At 50.5% G+C, this 18,185-nt stretch carries 15 protein-coding genes; 11 read left to right on the plus strand and 4 right to left on the minus strand.

The window, feature by feature from the left end:
• Window positions 1–5: 5 nt before the first annotated feature.
• The 8 genes from tssH to H579_RS0105955 all read left to right on the plus strand — a co-directional run bounded on the left by tssH (window position 6) and on the right by H579_RS0105955 (window position 11,806).
• Window positions 6–2,615: a type VI secretion system ATPase TssH gene (tssH, locus tag H579_RS0105920; protein ID WP_028299917.1), complete on the plus strand. Its 2,610-nt coding sequence runs from the start codon at window positions 6–8 to the stop codon at window positions 2,613–2,615.
• 137 nt (window positions 2,616–2,752) lie between these two features.
• Entirely contained in the window at window positions 2,753–3,469 is a 717-nt protein-coding gene (locus tag H579_RS0105925) for a substrate-binding periplasmic protein (RefSeq protein ID WP_036565503.1), read from the plus strand.
• Between the two features lie 2 nt (window positions 3,470–3,471).
• A complete protein-coding gene (locus tag H579_RS0105930; protein WP_028299919.1) occupies window positions 3,472–4,467 on the plus strand; it encodes a type VI secretion system-associated FHA domain protein in 996 nt (331 codons plus the stop codon).
• On the plus strand, window positions 4,464–4,961 hold the full coding sequence (gene tssJ, locus H579_RS0105935) for a type VI secretion system lipoprotein TssJ (RefSeq protein ID WP_028299920.1): 498 nt from the start codon (window positions 4,464–4,466) through the stop codon (window positions 4,959–4,961). The genes H579_RS0105930 and tssJ overlap by 4 nt, the downstream gene beginning before the upstream one ends.
• 45 nt (window positions 4,962–5,006) lie before the next feature.
• A complete protein-coding gene (tssK, locus tag H579_RS0105940) occupies window positions 5,007–6,296 on the plus strand; it encodes a type VI secretion system baseplate subunit TssK (RefSeq protein WP_051227355.1) in 1,290 nt (429 codons plus the stop codon).
• Window positions 6,297–6,301: 5 nt separating this feature from the next.
• Window positions 6,302–7,522, plus strand: a complete 1,221-nt coding sequence (gene icmH, locus H579_RS0105945) for a type IVB secretion system protein IcmH/DotU (RefSeq protein ID WP_028299922.1) — start codon at window positions 6,302–6,304, stop codon at window positions 7,520–7,522.
• Between the two features lie 16 nt (window positions 7,523–7,538).
• Window positions 7,539–11,009 (plus strand): type VI secretion system membrane subunit TssM, encoded by a 3,471-nt coding sequence (gene tssM, locus H579_RS0105950; protein WP_028299923.1) that lies wholly within the window; start codon window positions 7,539–7,541, stop codon window positions 11,007–11,009.
• Window positions 11,009–11,806, plus strand: coding sequence for a protein kinase domain-containing protein (locus H579_RS0105955; protein WP_028299924.1), 798 nt, complete (start codon window positions 11,009–11,011; stop codon window positions 11,804–11,806). Before tssM ends, H579_RS0105955 begins: the two co-directional genes overlap by 1 nt.
• Window positions 11,807–12,063: 257 nt before the next feature.
• Here the strand turns inward: H579_RS0105955 and H579_RS0105960 are convergent, their stop codons facing one another.
• Both H579_RS0105960 and H579_RS0105965 read right to left on the minus strand, forming a co-directional pair.
• Window positions 12,064–13,581: a YifB family Mg chelatase-like AAA ATPase gene (locus H579_RS0105960; protein ID WP_028299925.1), complete on the minus strand. Its 1,518-nt coding sequence runs from the start codon at window positions 13,579–13,581 to the stop codon at window positions 12,064–12,066.
• A 274-nt stretch (window positions 13,582–13,855) separates the two neighbouring features.
• Window positions 13,856–14,113: an accessory factor UbiK family protein gene (locus tag H579_RS0105965; protein WP_028299926.1), complete on the minus strand. Its 258-nt coding sequence runs from the start codon at window positions 14,111–14,113 to the stop codon at window positions 13,856–13,858.
• A 491-nt stretch (window positions 14,114–14,604) separates the two neighbouring features.
• Here H579_RS0105965 and glnK (H579_RS0105970) point away from each other — a divergent pair, with 491 nt between their 5' ends.
• The 3 genes from glnK (H579_RS0105970) to glnK (H579_RS0105980) all read left to right on the plus strand — a co-directional run bounded on the left by glnK (H579_RS0105970) (window position 14,605) and on the right by glnK (H579_RS0105980) (window position 16,763).
• On the plus strand, window positions 14,605–14,943 hold the full coding sequence (gene glnK, locus H579_RS0105970; protein WP_028299927.1) for a P-II family nitrogen regulator: 339 nt from the start codon (window positions 14,605–14,607) through the stop codon (window positions 14,941–14,943).
• A gap of 58 nt (window positions 14,944–15,001) precedes the next feature.
• On the plus strand, window positions 15,002–16,246 hold the full coding sequence (locus H579_RS0105975) for an ammonium transporter (protein ID WP_028299928.1): 1,245 nt from the start codon (window positions 15,002–15,004) through the stop codon (window positions 16,244–16,246).
• Between the two features lie 178 nt (window positions 16,247–16,424).
• Window positions 16,425–16,763, plus strand: a complete 339-nt coding sequence (gene glnK, locus H579_RS0105980; RefSeq protein ID WP_028299929.1) for a P-II family nitrogen regulator — start codon at window positions 16,425–16,427, stop codon at window positions 16,761–16,763.
• 285 nt (window positions 16,764–17,048) lie between these two features.
• On the opposite strand, the gene H579_RS0105985 is transcribed toward glnK (H579_RS0105980), so the two are convergent.
• Window positions 17,049–17,495 (minus strand): copper chaperone PCu(A)C, encoded by a 447-nt coding sequence (locus H579_RS0105985; protein ID WP_028299930.1) that lies wholly within the window; start codon window positions 17,493–17,495, stop codon window positions 17,049–17,051.
• A gap of 76 nt (window positions 17,496–17,571) precedes the next feature.
• The gene (locus H579_RS0105990) at window positions 17,572–18,177 is read right to left on the minus strand and encodes an SCO family protein (protein WP_028299931.1); all 606 of its coding nucleotides are present in this window, start codon (window positions 18,175–18,177) and stop codon (window positions 17,572–17,574) included.
• Between the last annotated feature and the right edge of the window lie 8 nt (window positions 18,178–18,185).

The following is an 18,185-nucleotide window of genomic DNA, read 5'->3' on the forward strand; positions in this document are numbered from 1 at the left end:
TGAACATGCCACAGGTAAAGTTAAGCAATCTGGTAGGAAAACTGGACACCGATCTGAAACTGGCTCTGGAGCAGGCTGCCGGTGCAGCTATGAATCAGAATGTGCCTGCTATTGAAGTGGAACACTGGTTGCTGCAAATTCTGACCATGAATGATGCTGCTTTTATGCAACTGTTGGATCAGCAGAAAATAGATGTTTCGGGCTTGCAGCAGGAACTGAATCAGCGGATTGAGCGTCTGCCGAAAGGCAGTGAAGGTCAGCCAACCATCAGCAGTCAGTTAAGTGAACTGATTGAATCGGCCTGGATGCTGGCCTCGGTGAATTTTGGTCACTATCAGGTGTCCAGCCTGCATCTGGTACTGGCACTGAATCAGCCGGATCGTTTTGGCGTTAAGCCGGTTACACTCAAAGCGTTTGCACAGCTCTCCGTTGAGGCGTTGCAAGCTCAGATCAGTGCCCTGAAAACCTCAGCACCGGCATCCGGTAGCAGCACCGAAGGGGCACCTATGGCGGCCGGTCCGGTTGAAGGTGGCGCACTGGACAAGTATACGGTTAATCTGACCGCACAGGCCCGAGAAGGGCGTATCGATCCCATTTCCGGTCGTAATGGCGAAGTGCGTAAAGCCATCGATATTCTGGGCCGTAAGCGTCAGAACAACCCGATTCTGGTGGGTGAACCCGGTGTCGGTAAAACCGCAGTAGTTGAGGGTTTAGCCCTGCGTATTGCCGAGGGCAATGTACCGGCCAGTATTCAGGGTGTTGAAATTCATTCCCTGGATCTGGGCTTGTTACAGGCCGGTGCCAGTATTAAAGGTGGGTTTGAAAATCGCCTGAAAGATGTGATTAACGAGGTGAAAAACTCACCGGTGCCGATTATCGTCTTTATCGATGAAGCCCACACCCTGATAGGTGCCGGTGGCGCTGCAGGTCAGAATGATGCAGCGAATCTGTTAAAACCGGCACTGGCCCGTGGTGAGTTCCGTTCTATCGCCGCGACGACCTGGGCGGAGTACAAAAAGTATTTCGAAAAAGACCCTGCACTGACCCGCCGTTTCCAGGTGGTCAAAGTGGAAGAACCCACTGCAGAAGATGCGATCCAGATGCTGCGTGGTGTGTCGGAGTCTCTGAGTGAGCACCATGGCGTCTTTATTAAAGATGAAGCCATTGAAGCCGCCGTGAATCTGTCCATTCGTTACCTGCCATCCCGTCAGCTGCCGGATAAAGCGATCAGCCTGATGGATACCGCCTGTGCCCGTATCGCTCTGACTCAGGGCGCTAAACCTGAACAGATCGAACAGCTGGAGCAGCGCATTCACTATATCGAAAGCGAGCTGGCGGCGATGGAAGCGGAGCAGGCGCTGTTCACTGAAGGCGCAGATGTGATCAGTGCGCTGCAGGAAAAAATCAATGAGCTGACCACCGAACTGGAAAGTTGCACTAATCGCTGGGAGCAGGAGCAACAGCTGGTTGAGCAGATTCGTGAGCTGAAAGCTACGCTGCAGCAGGAGCATGCAGATAACAGTATCGACCCGGCGAAACAAGCTCAGTTACTGGCGCTGTTGGATCAGTTACAGCAGGTGCAGGGGGATGAGCCACTGGTACATGCCCTGGTGGATCAGCAGACCATTGCCAGCGTGATCTCCAGTTGGACGGGGATTCCAGCGGGCAGCATGATCAAAGATGAAATTACTAAACTGCTGACGCTGGAAGACAGCCTGCATAAGCGGGTGATTGGCCAGAAAACGGCGATCAGTGAGCTGTGTAAGAGTATCCGTATCTCCCGTGCCGGTCTGACCGATAGCCGTAAGCCGGTGGGCGTGTTCCTGATGTGTGGCCCCAGTGGTGTCGGTAAAACCGAAACGGCTATGGCGCTGGCCGATCAGGTATTTGGTGGCGGTGATAACCTGACAGTGATCAATATGACGGAGTTTAAGGAGGAACACAAAATCTCCATGCTGCTGGGCTCCCCGGCAGGTTATGTCGGTTTTGGTGAAGGCGGTGTGCTGACCGAAGCGATTCGTCGTAACCCTTACTCGGTACTGCTGCTGGATGAGATGGAAAAAGCCCATCCGGGTATTCATGATCTCTTCTATCAGATTTTTGATAAGGGACATATCAAAGACAGTGAAGGTCGCACGGTGGATTTCCGTAACACCATTATTATCATGACCTCCAATGCGGCGGATCAGGCGATCTGTGATGTGTGTGAGGAGAGTGAAGAGCGCCCTGAGAATAATGATCTGGTAGAGCGTATTCGCCCGGAACTGCAGAATTTCTTTAAACCGGCCTTCCTCGGTCGTGCCACTGTGATCCCTTATTATCCTCTGAACAATGATGAGCTGGGCCAGATTACACAGATCAGCCTGAACCGGATTCGCAAGAAACTGGATGAGCAGTATCATGCCAGCTTTGAGTGGGATGATGCTCTGGTTGAGTTTATTGTCGGCCGTAATACCGATCCAACCACAGGTGGCCGTGCGGTTGAGCAGATTATCAATCGCACCCTGATGCCAAAACTGGCGGAAGAGTGTATCGCCCGTCTGAGTGAAGGTGAGCCGATCAGCCGTGTACATATTGGCGTGGCTAATGGTGAAATAGCCCTGGATATTCAGTAGATGTGGATTTGAGCCTTGTCTTGAAACAGGTGCTTTCGCTGTGACAATCATCCGGTTTGCAGAATAACAGGCCGGATGATTGAACAAGGCATTCATACTGAACAGAAGATACGACAACCCGGAACCTTGTGACCACCATGATCATAGAAAAATCTAAACTCTGGCTGACCGGTTTACTTTCTGGCTGCCTGCTGCTGGCAGGTACGCCCTCTTATGGCCTGGACCGGGTCAGATTGGCTACTCAGTTATGGCCTCCGTACCAGACTCTGGATGATGGTGTGATGGGCGGTATTGCTCTGGAGCGCGTGCAGTGCACGTTCCGTCGCATGCAGCAGCCTTATGAGCTGAATATGATGCGTTGGGATAAAGCTCAGCTATTGGTTGAAACAGGAAAAATGGATGGTTTCTTTGCGGGGTCAAAAAATTCAGCCCGCGCCCGTTATGCCACGATGTCGGAAGCCGTGATCTCAGAAGATCTGTCCTGGTATTTTAATCCTGGGGTGAATCTGAATGCCAACGATGAATCATCAAAATATAAAGCCCGTTTTGGCGCTAAGTTTAATACCAGTAAGTGGTTGTTTCTTAAGAAGAATGGATACAACGTCATTAAGAAACCCAGGGATGCTGAAGCCCTGCTGAAGATGCTCTGGCAAGGGGAGATCGATGTGGCGCTGGAGTATGAATTGGTGTTTGAGCATTATATGAAGCAGTTGGGCATTCCTACGGATTATTTTCGTAGAGTGCCTATCAGAACCCAGGATCTGAACGTGCATTTTTCCAAAAACTTCCTGAAGGAGAATCCGGGCTTTCTGGATCGCTTTAATCAGGCCTTAAGACGCTGTAAGCAGGGTTAATTATGTCGATCAGCATACAGTTAGTTGAAACTCCCGAAAATGAGCAGGTTGGCAGTCGTCAACTCAGTCTGCCTGATGCCGGTGGCACTATAGGTCGCTCCTACGACTGTAATATTCAGCTGCCTGACTTTCAGCGCCAGTTATCCCGAATTCATGCTGAAATCAGCCGGGATGATAAAGGTCAGTACTATGTCACTGATCGCAGCATGAATGGTCTGTTTGTGAATAATCGCTGCTTAGGCAATGGGCAGCGTCAGGCGATTAATGATGGCGATCTGCTGCGTCTGGGGGACTATGTGTTACTGGTCAGTGATATGCAGTCTCTGTTCTCTATCCCAAAAGAGGCGGCTCCTTGGGATGATGACCAGCCGGAAGCTGTGCGTTCAGAACCGGTTTTTTCCATGGATGATCTGAAAAAAGAGGAACAGCAGTGGGGGAATCGTTATGACGATGATGAAGTGATCATTGCCGATAACGAGCCGCTGAGCACCTTTTCTCACGATAAAGTGATGCAGGACGATCATGTGGGCTATGACCCATTTGATGATGATTATGAGCTGGAGATGACTGGGGCTGATTTGAACTCTGGCCCATCATTGACCGGTGGGCCTTCGGGTCGGCCATCTTCAGGTCAGGTATCACCACGCAGCCTGACACTGGAGTCGGGAGCTGACTTGCAGGCGGATCAGCAACTGATTCGGGACAGCCTGAGTCAGCTGAATCAGCTGATCGATAAGCAACGTCAGGTGCAGAGTGAACAATATAGCCACGACCGTCTGATGGACTGTATCGAGCGGGCACTGAGCCGCTTTCTTGAAGAGCTGGACCCTGCCGGTCAGGAGGAGATGTTCCGGGATTATATTTCCGGTTGGGGTAATAAAGATAAAAAATACTGGCGCTTATATCGCAAGCAGTTCAGCCAGAAGTTACAGCGCAAAGAATATCACCGCCAGTTTGCGGCCCTGTTTATTGAAGAGTTACGAGGAAAAGGTCAATGAGGTTTCTGAGCCTTCTGACACTGATGACGGTTCTGGTATCAGGCTGTTCATCTCAGCCGGAACAACCCCTGCCATATCCATTTACTGTGACGCTTGATATTGCAGATAACGTTAATCCTTATGGTACCGGTTCGGCCCATCCTGTTGTCATCAGGATCTACCAGTTAAGTGAGACGGGTCAGTTCAAAAATGCCAGCTTTCTGGATCTCTACAATAAAGACCGGGATACCCTGGGTAATGCCTTGATCGACGTACTCAACTTGCAGCCACTGGCTCAGGGAGAGCATCCGGTTGAGCTGGACCTTCAGCCGGGTAGTCGCTATCTCGGTGTGTTTGCTGAGTTTGCCAATTACACCGACGCTGAGAGTAAAGCGGTGATCACACTGTTACCGGACCAGTCCGATCAGGAAGATCAAATTATTCGGATCAACCTGAATGGACTGAAGATTAGTATTGAACAATATGAAGACAAAGCCTGGTGGCAGATTTTTTAGGGGAAAGACGTGAGACGACATCGCAAAGTAGTTTGGAGCGAAGGTATGTTCATCGCTCCCCAGCATTTTCAGCAACAAGACCGCCATTATTACCATTATATTGAGCGTTATATTGCCGCTGCCCGGGGTAATCAGATATACGGCTGCAGTGAACTGCAAATTGATCGGGAACGGCTGAAAATAGGGAAATTTGCCATTACCAGCTGTAAAGGTATTTTCCCGGATGGCACCTATTTTGAAAATGACAGGGAGTTGATTCTTGAAGTGCCTGCAGCCACGCTGGAAACCGATATCATGCTGGCGGTCCCATTGGCGATTGATGGTGAGGTGGAGTACGGCGAACAGGCGGAAAATCTGCGTTATTTCCAGGAAAACCTCTCTTTGTTTGATGCCAGTCAGGCAGGGAATAATGCAGTAGATATTCCTGTTGCCCAGGTTAATGCCCGTTTGATTATGGCAGGCGAAGACACGACGGGGCTGTGCACTATTCCTGTCGCCAGGGTACTGGAGTGCCATGATAGCGGGGCGGTTGTGCTGGATCATAGTTTTATTCCGGCTGCGATTCAGTATCAGGCTTCCGCTTTGCTGACAGAGCGTATGAAGGAGCTGCAGGTATTGACCGAAAACCGGGCGCGTATGGTGATGCAGCGTATCAATAATGGCATGGATCGTAAGAGTGAACAGACGCTGATGCGGGAGTACCTCTGGCTGCAGACGCTGAATCGTTGGATTCCCTGGATTCATAACACTCTGGAAACCCCTCAAACCAGCACCTGGGAGATTTATCAACAGCTGAATGTTATGTCTGCGGAGCTGGCCAGTTTTGAGCCAGCGATGGCTGAGCCTGGCCCGGTCTTGCAAAGCCATAACATGAAAGCAGCGTTTAATCCTCTGTTCAGTCGTCTGCGTGAACAGCTATCTCTGGTACAGAGTGATAGTGTGAAAGAGTACGACTGGGATACAGGGTTGTTTGAGAAGCGTCGTTTACTGCGTCTGATGATTCCTGAGCTGCATAGCATGCGTGATCAGCGTTTTGTGCTGTGTGTACAGTCATCCATAGGTACGGCCAGCCTGGCACAGTTATTCCCATCGGCCTGTAAGTTATGCGGATTGAGTCAGATTGCTGATGTGGTGCGCAATGGTTTGTCAGCGGTACCTCTGACCGCTTTACCTGTGGCACCAGGTGAGCTGAAACCTCAACCGGATGTTTGCTATATCGAGATCGATACCCGCCATGCTTACTGGGCCAGTATGGTGGAAAAACGGGAACCTCTTGCGCTCCATGTGGATAGCCGCTTGCCGGATCTGGATCTGAAACTGTACGCGCTGGGATAGTCATCATGAATATGGATTACCTTGACGAAGCGACTGTGGCTATTAATCAGTCGGAGCCGGATAACCGATCGGCTGAGGTGGCAGGACACGATATCCCCTTATCGGGTTCTGCAGTACTGAAGCATGAACTGTTGAATCAGAGCTTTCTGCAGGGCTTCAGTTATCACGATAATAATCTGATTAATGCCAGTGCGGAGTTGCTGGGCTTGTGTGCCAGCATCCACAACATGTCGGAGCCTGATGACCTGTATCGTTTTCGTCAGGGGGTTATCCGAAAAATTACGGATCTTAAACAGCGTATCGGACGCTATGATTACCCTCCTTCTGTAGCGGATAAGACCTGCTTTCTGTTCAGTATTGTGCTGGATGAGTTAATTCTGCACAGCGACTGGGCGGAAAACAGCGGTTGGGAGAACCAGACATTTGTCAGTGAGCTGTTTGGTGTGCGTAACGGCGGCGAGCAGTTTTACTGGTTGGCTGAAAAGGCGTTATCTCAGCCGAAGCTACTGCTGGATCTGGTTGAGCTGATCTATATTTTTATTCGTCTGGGTTTTAGAGGCCAGTATCGTCAAAGTGGCCGCAAGGATCTTGAACAGCTGACCCATCAACTGGAGCGCGTGATTTTTCAGGCACGTCCGGCTGTTGGTATTCAGTGTCAGACTCAGGTTAAGCAGCCTGGGAAAAAGCATCTGCCCGCCCGCCCAGCTCATTTTCTGCGTCAGCTGTTGTTGTTTCTGGTCGCGATTGCTCTCGCCTGGGGGGCTACCCGCTACTGGTATCAGGCCACTCTGGAGCAGCGGGCCCGTGATTTTATTGGCTTGTCCGAATTCAGCCAGTCTTACCTGAGTCAGGATGATGATCGTGTGGTGACCTATACCAGTACCGATGAAGAGATGAGTCTTGCCGTACAGACCTATGGTCGTTTACCTGCCGCGAATAGTCAGAAGACCGGATCTGAGTCTGGAGCAGAACAAGCACAGACAGAGGCGTCTTCGGCTTCTTCCGGTCAGCGGGAGTGGACCGTACAACTGGCCACTGTTAATAACCTGAGCCAAGGCGAGCAATTTATTCAGGACAATCAGCTGGACTCTCTGGGAGCAGAGGTCAGAGCCTGGAAGAACCGCTATCGGGTGATTATTGTCGCGGATAGCCGTCAGCACGGTAACACACTGGTCACCCAGGCCCGGTCATTGGGTGTTAGCGACGCCTTTCTGTTTCTGAATTAATGTGCAGGTAAGTTCGATGGAAAAGATAAAACTGGCTTACTGGCCATTTGTTCTCCTGATGCTGGTGCTGTCTGCCCTGTTTTGGGCGGGTAGTTTCTGGCTTGAGTGGTGGCAGTGGCAGCCGCTCTGGTTGCCGGTGTTAAGTGCAGGTATATCCCTGTTGATTGCTGCATTGCTCAGCTTTGGTATACGGTTGTTGCGTTTAAGGCAGTTGCGTAATCAGCCCTCGGAAGAGGTGTTACGACAGAAACAACGTATCGCTCAGCAGCAGAAACGCACGGCGGCGCTGTTTAATGTTTGCTGGCGTCAGCTAAAGCCCCGTCAAAGTGATCCGTATCAGATCCCCTGGTATTTTGTCATACACAGTCAGTCGATGGCCGATGATGATCATCTGTTGCGTCAGATGGGTATGGAGCCCCTGATGTTGGATGATCGTACTGACCATGATTTACCCGTACATTTCTGGATCAGTGAGTTTGCAGTGCTGGTCAGCCTGCCGGATCATTGGCAGGATGCGGGTACAGAAGCCTGTGTGCAGACGGTGCTGAAAAAACTGAAATCTTATCGTCCGCGTCAGGCGGCTAATGGGGTGCTGCTTGCAACGCCTGTAAGAACGCTGTTAACCACTCAGCAAACAGCGCTGGATGCTCTGGCGCGTCAACAGAAGCTGGTGTTGCAGGCTCTGAATAAACAACTGGGTGTTAATCTGCCGATTTACAACCTGTTGACCCGTATGGCAGATCTGACGGATTTCAGTGAGAGTTTTGCAGTACTGGATGAGCATCGTCAGGAAGAGCCGTTTGGTGCCATGATGCCGGTGCAGGATAAACCCGGTTACGACAGCCAGTGGTTTGAGCAATCGTTTGACCAGTTACAGGCCACCATGACACAGCAGATCAGTGCCGGGCTGAAATTGCAGTTGAATGCGGATTTTCGCTCCTCTGTGTTGGCTGCACCCTTCCAGTTTGGTCTGTTGAAATCAGAGCTGGGGCAGTATTTCTCAATCCTGTTTCTGGATAATCAGTTTGAAGAAACCGCACTGAATTTCCGGGGCTACTTCTTTACCAGTACTCACAAGGAAAGCGTGCCGGTTGATCCTCTGAGTCAGCACCTCGCATCGGATCTGGAGCAGAACCGAGTCAAGGGACGTGAGGCTCAGGTGCATGGCCGGGGCCTGTTTGCCAAGCGGTTGTTGCGCCGGGATATCCTCAGTGAGCGCTTCCTGGTTGGGGTAAATACCACCCGGGAAGGTCTGTATCGGGTGATGAAGTTTACCTGGACCAGCGGCTTGATCATGCTCTTCCTGTGCTTCCTATGGTTGCTGAAAGCCAACTTTGATTATTTCCATGGGCTGGATGACCGGGCATTAGCTCAGGCTGAAAGCTACAAACGCCAACTGGCTGAGAACCCACCGGATACCGATGATCTGGCATCACCGATCTTCAGTTTGAGCGAACTGCGAAATGTCAGCCTGATCTATAGTGAAGAACCGCCTTGGTATGTCCTGTCCTGGTTACCTGACCCAAGTATCCGACATCCCGCTTATGCGGCTTATCAGACAGAGCTGAAAGAGATTCTGCTGATTGTGCTGCGGGACTATCTGATGAAGGACTTATATGTCTATAACAAGCTGGAAGATCGTGTAAAAACTCTGGAGCTGTTTAATCTTCAGCAGTTATTGTTCAGCCCTGATCGGGAAAGTAACGATGCCCTGATGGAGTACTATACCCACTTCATGCAGGAAGAAGGGCAGGGTGACCCGGATACACTGGAGCACTTTCGTCAGTTGGCTGCTGATTTGCTAAAACCGGGTGTTGTACCTCCGGCGAATAATGAGCCTCTGGTTGAGCTGGTCAGAAACCGCCTGTCCACAGAAGATATCAGTGATCTTCTGTATCAGCATATTCTGCAGCAACCGGGCTTCAGTGAGCGTTTGGATATGCGTGAACGCCTGGGACAGCACTACCGTCAGACGCTGGCATTTGATGAAGCGGCTGGCGCTTATATGATTCCCTATATCTTTACCCATGAAGGTTTCCGGGAGTTGATGCAGCGTACGGGTTTTCAGCTGGCGCAGGAAGCTCTGAAGGAATATGAAGGGGTGATTGATCGTATCAGCAATGAAAATGAGCTGAACCGGATCAACCGTAAACTGAAACAGCGCTATATCGATGACTATACCGCTTACTGGCAGCGTCTGGTAACCGGGGTGCAGTGGCAGTCGCCGGATAATTGGGCCAGCACTCATCAGCAACTGACACTGTTGAGTGATCCTGTCTTTTCTCCGCTGAAGCGCTTTTATCGTTTGGTGTCATATCATACCAACCCGGATGCTGAAATAGCTCAGGCCGAATCAGAAGAGGATAAGAAAGCTGGCGTTAAGCTGAAGGGAAAAGCGAGTAAGGTTGCCAAGCATGCGGATCAGCAGGAAGCTGACAAACAGGCTCGTCTGGCGGAAGAGCGTCAGGAAAATGCCCATCGGGTTGCAGAAGGTATCAGACAATCGTTTGAGCCGTATCATAACCTGATTAAAGCGGATGAAAGCGGTCTGACCCGTCTTGATCTTGCATTGAACCAGTTGATACAGATTCAGGAGTGGCTGAAAAAAGCCTCCGGCGAAGCATCCCGGGGGCAATACTTCCTGACTCAGTTAGCCGAAGCAACCAGCATCAGCCCTCTGGAGCGTACGCTGACACTGGCGGATAACTACCAGAGTCCTCTCTTACGCACGATTCTGACCGGATTGTCCGAACAGGTGAACAGCCTGGCGATGCAGGATATCCGGGCACTGATTAACCGTGACTGGCAGCGTAATGTGCTGGATCACTATAACGCCCAGATTGCCAGCTTCTACCCCTTCAACCAACAGTCTGCAATGGATGTCAGCCTGAAAGCCTTTGAAGATTTCTTTGCTCCAAAAGGCAGAGTGGCTGATTTTGCGAATCAGTATCTGGTCTATTTCAGTGCCAGTGAGAACAGTAATCCGGTATTGCTCAGCTTTTTACCTGGGCGTTTCATGAGTTTGAACGCCGGTTTCTGGCGCTCGATGGAAGCGGTGTCGGATATACAATCCGCCTTCTTTATTGCTGAAACTTTTGGGCTTAAATTCGCGGTACGGGCTCAGCAGATGACACCTCAGCTGACGGAGTTCTCAATCGCCAGTGATCGTGTTATCTACAGCTACCGTAATGGCCCATCCCTGTGGACAAATATTAGCTGGCCTATATCCGGTAGTGAGGCCTGGGACCTGAATGTACGTCTGAAAAACCTCGATGCCAGTCAGTCTCAGCAAACTTATCCAGGTATCTGGAGCTGGTTCCGGTTGGCGCAGGACTTAAACGGTCAGCCCACTCAGGAGCGGGCGATCAGTCAGCTGACCGCACACTATGGCGAGTCATCGGCAAAAGTGTTGCTACGGGTGGATGGTGATCATAATCCTTTCGTAAAAGGTTTTTTTGATCAGCTGAAACTGCCTGGAAGCATCTGATGTCATTGACAGTGTCTCTGCCTGTACTCTTATCCGAGCGATGGGATCACTACGCAGAGGTCTGTCAGATCAGCCCTTGTGTCTGGCGACTCAGGCACAAGGCGACCAGCCAATGGCACTATCTGAAGTTCGCAGAAGAAAGCATTCAGCGGCAACTGCTGAATAATGAAGTGTACTGGTTACAACGCTTATCGGGTCATTATCTGCCTGATATAATCGCCGCTTCAAACGATACGGCACACTCTCATTCCCGTCACTCCCATTCTCAGCACTCTTGTTCTCGTTCACCCATCTGGCTGATAACCCACGAAGTGCCCGGCCAGCCTCTTAATCAGCTGATTCGCTCGAATCAGATTAACCGTAGTGACTATCGGGCGATTATTTCCGACCTGTTTGCGGCGCTACAACACAGCCACCAACAAGGTGTTGTACATAGTGATATCAAACCAGCCAACCTGATCTGGTGCCATAAAAGCCAAAGACTCTCACTAATAGATTGGGGCAGTGCCGGTCGCGCCGGTAGCCTGATCTCGCAACAACCCTGGCGCAGTTTTAGTCCATCTTATTCCCCGCCGTCACTGCAAAGAGGGGAAGGCTATATTACCCCCTTGGTGGACTGGTACAGCTTTCTGATTATGGATCAGCTACTGCGACAGAAACCCTTACCTACTTTTGACTGGCAGCAGAGTGATAGTGTGAGTGGCTATTATCTGGAGCAAGGATATTGCCCGGCTTTGTCTGAGAAGCAGAGGGCGTTTTTGCTGGAGGCTATGAAACAGCTTGATCGGTTTGGTTGATGAGTATTGTCTTCTCAAAGCTAAAATCTGCTTTGTTGCGATCTTGCAGGGGCCGAATAATACTATTCCCGATAAGTTTCTTGATATCAGAGTAGGTCGGATAAGCGAAGCGCCATCCGACACTGACTCCGATACCGGATGATTGTCGGAAGGCGCCTTGCGGCTTTTCCAACCTACAACAACTTATCTGGTTTAGTATAATAGATCATCGGAGGGTTATAAGACAGACAGTGTCTGGCCTCAGGATATCTCAAATTTTACCCCACCTGTTGCATATAACGATCCAGTTGTCTGAGGCCTAAGGCTTCAGACACGGCTGAAACGCCTACTTGCTCCTCGTTTGCTAGATCTGCAATAGTACGAGCCACTTTTAGGATGCGGTGATAACTGCGCGGCGACAGGCCCAGTTGTTCCATGGCTTGTTGTAGGAGTTGGCTGGCATTGGGTTGCAGTTGTATTAGTTGATCCAGTTCTCTGCCAGTAAGATGGGCATTGCTTTTACCGGCTCGGCTGAGTTGTTTCTGGTGGGCCTGGGTGACTCTTGCCTGGACTACCGAGCTGGCTTCACCGGGGCTGACGCTGGCGAGCTGCTCCGGTGGCAGGCTGGTAACGGCGACTTGCAGGTCGATACGATCCAGTAAAGGGCCAGATAAACGGCTTTGGTAGTTTTTCACTTGTTTGGCGCTACAACGACAGGATCTCAGGCTATCACCAAAATAGCCGCAGGGGCAGGGGTTCATGGCGGCGACTAACTGGAATTTACTGGGATACTTAACCTGTTGATTGGCGCGGGAGATATGAATCTCGCCGGATTCCAGGGGTTCACGCAGCACTTCCAATACGCGGCGATCGTATTCGGGCAGTTCGTCTAAAAACAAGACGCCATTATGGGCCAGGCTGATCTCACCGGGTTTCGGTCGTGCGCCTCCTCCGACTAATGCTACGCCAGAGGCTGTGTGGTGTGGGCTTCTAAAAGGCCGCTGGCCCCACTCTTCCATATCAAAGCGTCCGGTGATGGAGGATAGCGCCATCACTTCTAGGGCATCCTGTTCGGTCATGGCCGGTAAGATACCCGGCAGGCGGCTGGCTAATAGGGTTTTTCCTGTGCCCGGTGGGCCGACTAAGAGCAGATGGTGCTGTCCTGCGGCGGCGATCTCTAAGGCTCTTCTGGCCTGAAATTGGCCTTTAACATCCATAAGATCAAGCATATTTAAAAGTTGATGCTGTCTCTGCTCTGGATGAAGTTGAGCCTGTGGCAGCTGTTGCTGGCCGTGTAAGGCTGCAGTGACTTTCAGCAGATGGTCGGCGGTAAAGACCTGATTGTCCTGTGGCAGGCAGGCTTCGCTGGCGTTATGACCTGGCACGAGCATCTTGCGCCCAATGCGGGCGCAGGCCAGAGCGGCAGGCAGAATACCGGATACCGGCCTGAGTTCGGCTGATAGTGAAAGTTCGCCGTAACACTCAAAGTCTGCCAGCTGATCGACGGGGATCTGGTTGGAAGCGGCTAAGACCCCCAGGGCAATGGCCAGATCGTAACGCCCGCCTTCTTTGGGGAGATCCGCTGGAGCCAGATTAACTGTGATACGGCGTTGAGGATACTCGAAACCGGCGTTAATCAGGGCGCTACGGACTCTGTCCTTGCTTTCACGTACGGCGGTTTCGGGCATGCCAACAATGGCTAAACCAGGTAGGCCGTTGGTGAGATGCACTTCGATGCGCACTTCCGGGGCGTCGATGCCGACAGAGGCGCGGCTGTAGAGTACGGCTAGAGTCATGGCAAACTTCCCTGTTGATGGCTGGCTCACCTTGCTAAAGGTAAGGTGGGCATCCTGCCCGGTATCGCTGGGGTATGTATCTGTTAACTGTGTTTTACAGGATTAAAATCAAGCGTAGTTCCAATATATGACGCCTTCAAGGTGGATATGTGAGTTTCTGCATTAAAAGTTCAGCCCACTTTGATTTGTATCTATATTGAACGAATCCTGCAGGGGTGGGCTGTGTATCTGAGCGGACAAGGCGAGGGTGGATACGGTTTTATCTGGCGTGTTGTTAGTTGCTCAGTTTTGCAATAGCGGCTTCCATCTCTTTCACTTGCTTTTCCAGTTGATCCACCTTGCTACGGGTGCGCAGCAGAATCTCACTTTGAATATCAAACTCTTCCCGTGTGACCAGGTTCAGTTTGCTGAATGCGTTTTCAGCGATCAACTGTACCTGGCGTTTCAGTTCAGCTTCTCCGGGTAACCCTTTGTCACCCAGTTTTTCGCTCATTTGACGGGTGAACTCAGAAATCATTTCGGGTTTTAACATGGCAAGACCTGTTTCTAACGCTAATTAATTTGCGCCCTATAGTACTTGTTTTATTGCTGGATTGCCTCTTTGTTACGGTTGTTTTGGCTGGACGCTGTTAGGTGACCTCACACTTTTTATAAGGTTAATGCACGGATTTTCCGCTTCTTTGTGTGGAGTTCAGCCCTGCTATTTTTGAGCGTTGGGCCTATCGGATGCTCGAAAAAAGGTCGTTGTTTTGTGGTGCGTTTGAATTGCACAAAAGTGGTGCATTTGCTGGGGCAAGGGTTTTTCGCAGTGCACTCTTTTGGCTCCGTTTATAGTTTTTTTAAACACTAAATGCAGTGAAAAACTATTAACCATATGAAAAACAATAAGTTTTTTTGGTTGGCACAAGCTATGCAAAACCTATAGCAAGCTGGCTGAAAGGTGATGCACCGTAAATAGCCACAGATTTTTAAGGAACACTTTAATTTAATTGAGTCACGATTTTTTCGTGTAGGGGTAAACCAATGAAACTGGTCACAGCAGTCATCAAACCGTTCAAACTGGACGATGTGCGTGAAGCCTTATCAGATATTGGTATTCAAGGTATCACGGTTACAGAAGTGAAAGGATTTGGCCGTCAGAAGGGCCACACCGAGCTGTATCGCGGCGCGGAGTATGTGGTGGATTTTCTGCCAAAAGTAAAACTGGAAGTGGCTGTTTCTGATGATCAGGTTGATCAGGTGGTTGAAGCAGTTACCGGTGCAGCCAATACCGGCAAGATTGGTGATGGCAAGATCTTTATTACTGCACTGGAAGAGATTGTTCGTATTCGTACCGGCGAGCGCGGTACTGACGCTATTTAAGTAAACAGCAAGAGTGCTGTTTAACTAAAAATTTTTCCGCCTTTGGAGGGCCTTTCCAATGGAAGATCTAGTTCAAGTCAAGTATGCGCTTGACACCTTTTATTTCCTGATTTGTGGTGCGCTGGTCATGTGGATGGCAGCAGGTTTTGCCATGCTGGAAGCCGGTCTGGTTCGTGCTAAGAACACCACTGAGATTCTGACCAAGAACATCGCACTGTATGCAATCGCCTGTACCATGTACCTGCTGTGTGGTTACTACATCATGTACAGCAGTGATTCCGGTGGCATTCTGCCAAACCTGGGTTTCCTGATTGGCGATGAAAACACCACTGAAGCCGTACTGGCCGGTGGCGAGGATGCGCCTTACTACTCTGCTCGTTCGGATTTCTTCTTCCAGGTGGTATTCGTAGCGACCTCTATGTCTATCGTGTCTGGTGCGGTTGCTGAGCGTATGAAACTGTGGGCTTTCCTGGCTTTCGCTGTGGTAATGACGGGTGTTATCTACCCAACGTCTGGTTACTGGACATGGGGTGGCGGCTTCCTGAGTGAAGCAGGTTTCTCTGACTTTGCAGGCTCCGGTATCGTTCACATGGCAGGTGCTGCAGCAGCGCTGGCGGGCGTACTGATGCTGGGTGCTCGTAAGGGTAAATACGGTCCTAACGGTGAAGTACATGCGATTCCTGGTAGTAACATGCCTCTGGCGACTCTGGGTACTTTCATCCTGTGGATGGGTTGGTTCGGCTTCAACGGTGGTTCCGAGCTAAAACTGTCTGATGTAGGTGAAGCTAACGCGGTTGCACAAGTCTTTGTTAATACGAATGCGGGTGCTGCTGGCGGTGCGATTGCGGCTCTGATCCTGGCTCGCCTGTGGTTCCGTAAGGCTGATCTGACGATGGTACTGAACGGTGCTCTGGCAGGTCTGGTTGCGATCACGGCTGACCCTCTGTCTCCAAGCGCTTTCGCTTCAACCATGATCGGCGCTGTGGGCGGTATCCTGGTAGTGTTCTCCATTGTCTTCCTGGACAAGCTGCGTATCGATGATCCAGTAGGTGCGATCTCTGTACACGGTGTAGTGGGTATCTGGGGTCTGCTGGCTGTACCTCTGAGCAACACTGATGCAACGTTCGCTGCACAGCTGCTGGGTATCGTTTCAATCTTCGGCTGGGTATTCGTAGCAAGCCTGGTGGTATGGGGTGTACTGAAAGCGGTGATCGGTATCCGTGTATCGGAAGAAGAAGAGTACGACGGTGTTGATATTGCTGAGTGTGGTCTGGAAGCTTACCCAGAGTTCACTAACAAATAAGATCTACCTAGAAAAACTATCTTACCGATAGAATAGAGGCATGACCTCACTGATTGGGCACCCTAAGGGTGCCCTTTTTTATTGCCGGTTATCGCAGTATGCTATACACAGATTAAAACGATGGATACTATTCTAGCGATAACCCAAATGGGGTTGCCGTTTGCACAGGAGCATAATAATGAAACTGGTTACTGCCATTATTAAACCTTTTAAACTGGATGATGTACGTGAGTCTCTGTCTGAGATTGGCGTTCAGGGCATCACAGTGACAGAAGTAAAAGGTTTTGGCCGTCAGAAAGGTCACACCGAGCTGTATCGTGGTGCGGAGTACGTGGTAGATTTTCTGCCTAAAGTAAAACTGGAGATCGCGGTGGGTGATGACATCGTTGATCAGGTGATTGATGCGATCACTAAAGTGGCGAACACGGGTAAGATCGGCGACGGTAAGATTTTTGTGTCACCGCTGGAGCAGGTGATTCGTATCCGTACCGGCGAGAGCGGTGCAGACGCGGTTTAAAGTCCAGAGCTAATCTGGCAGAGGGAGAAAGCCCCGGTGTATTGATTGAATACACCGGGGCTTTTTTATATGACGTTTGCTCACTCATGAGGGGGTTTCTGACTATTAATACCATTCCCGATAAGTTTCTTAATATCAGAGTAGGTCGGATAAGCGAAGCGCCATCCGACACTGACTCCGATATCGGATAATTGTCGGAAGGCGCCTTGCGGCTTTTCCAACCTACAACTACTTATCTGGTTTGGTATAGGAAGACCGTTTAAGCGAGGCTTAACAGTAGTGATATCAGTGCTGATGCTTCATGCCCATTTGTACTTTTTTCACAGGCAGTTCGACAGTGCTCATGGAACCGTTGCTGAAGTGCAGTTTGACACGAATCTTCTCGCCCTCTTTCAGCTGCTGTTTCAGGCCGATCAGCATCACATGGAAACCACCAGGCTGTAGTTTGACAGAGCCATTGCCTGGTATCTGGATCTCAGGCACCTGACGCATCATCATCACACCGTCATGCACCATATGGGTGTGCAGTTCTACAGTCTCAGCCACAGAGCTTTGTGCCTTGATCAGGCTTACCGGGCGGGCTGAATTATTCTTCAGCATCATAAAGATTGCGGAGTTTTCCTGGCCTGCGGGCACGGCACGGGCGTAAGGGTGCATCACATCCACCACCTGACCGGCCAGGGCAAAAGGTGCGGTTAACATCAGCAGTAAACTCATAACCCATTTTTTCATGGTGCTTTCCTTTATAAGTATCGTTTCAGAAGAGATTGTTGTTCTGTTTTAGTGAGTTATTGCATGTTGCAGCGTCTTACAGCTTGAGCTGACGTTTGAGTGCGGCCAGCAGGTCATCCGGTGAGGCGGAGTGGCTGACGGTCTCAACCACCTGACCCTGACTATTGGTCAGATAAAAAATCGACGTGTGATCGACTGCATAACCCATAGCACTGCCAGCAATCTCGGCTTTCCGGTAGAAGGCACCATAACGTGCCGCCAGCGCTTTAATATTCTCTGGGGTATCGGTCAGGCCAACAATATTGCTATGGAAAAACTCGGTGTAGTTTTTCAGGTGTTCCAGGGTATCGCGCTCAGGGTCAACGCTAATCAGGATACCCTGCAGGCGGGACATGGCTTCTTCCGGTAACTGCTTAAAGGCGTGAGCCATTACCGACAGCGAGGTCGGGCAGATATCCGGGCACTGGGTATAACCAAAATAGATCACATTCAGTTTGTCGCCCTGCTGGCTCAGGTCAAAAGGACCGTCAGCAGATTGCAGCACAAACGTCCCGCCAATCTGAGCGGATGTCTGGCCCTGTTCCATCTGCTGTTTCTGGTAGTACTCCATACCGGCGACCAGAGCCACTGCTGGGATCAGCATCACCAGCGCTTTGAGAAAGTGTTTTTTAAAGCTATCCATTGGGTATC

This window comes from Oceanospirillum beijerinckii DSM 7166, from assembly GCF_000422425.1.
Taxonomy (GTDB): Bacteria; Pseudomonadota; Gammaproteobacteria; order Pseudomonadales; family Halomonadaceae; genus Oceanospirillum; species Oceanospirillum beijerinckii.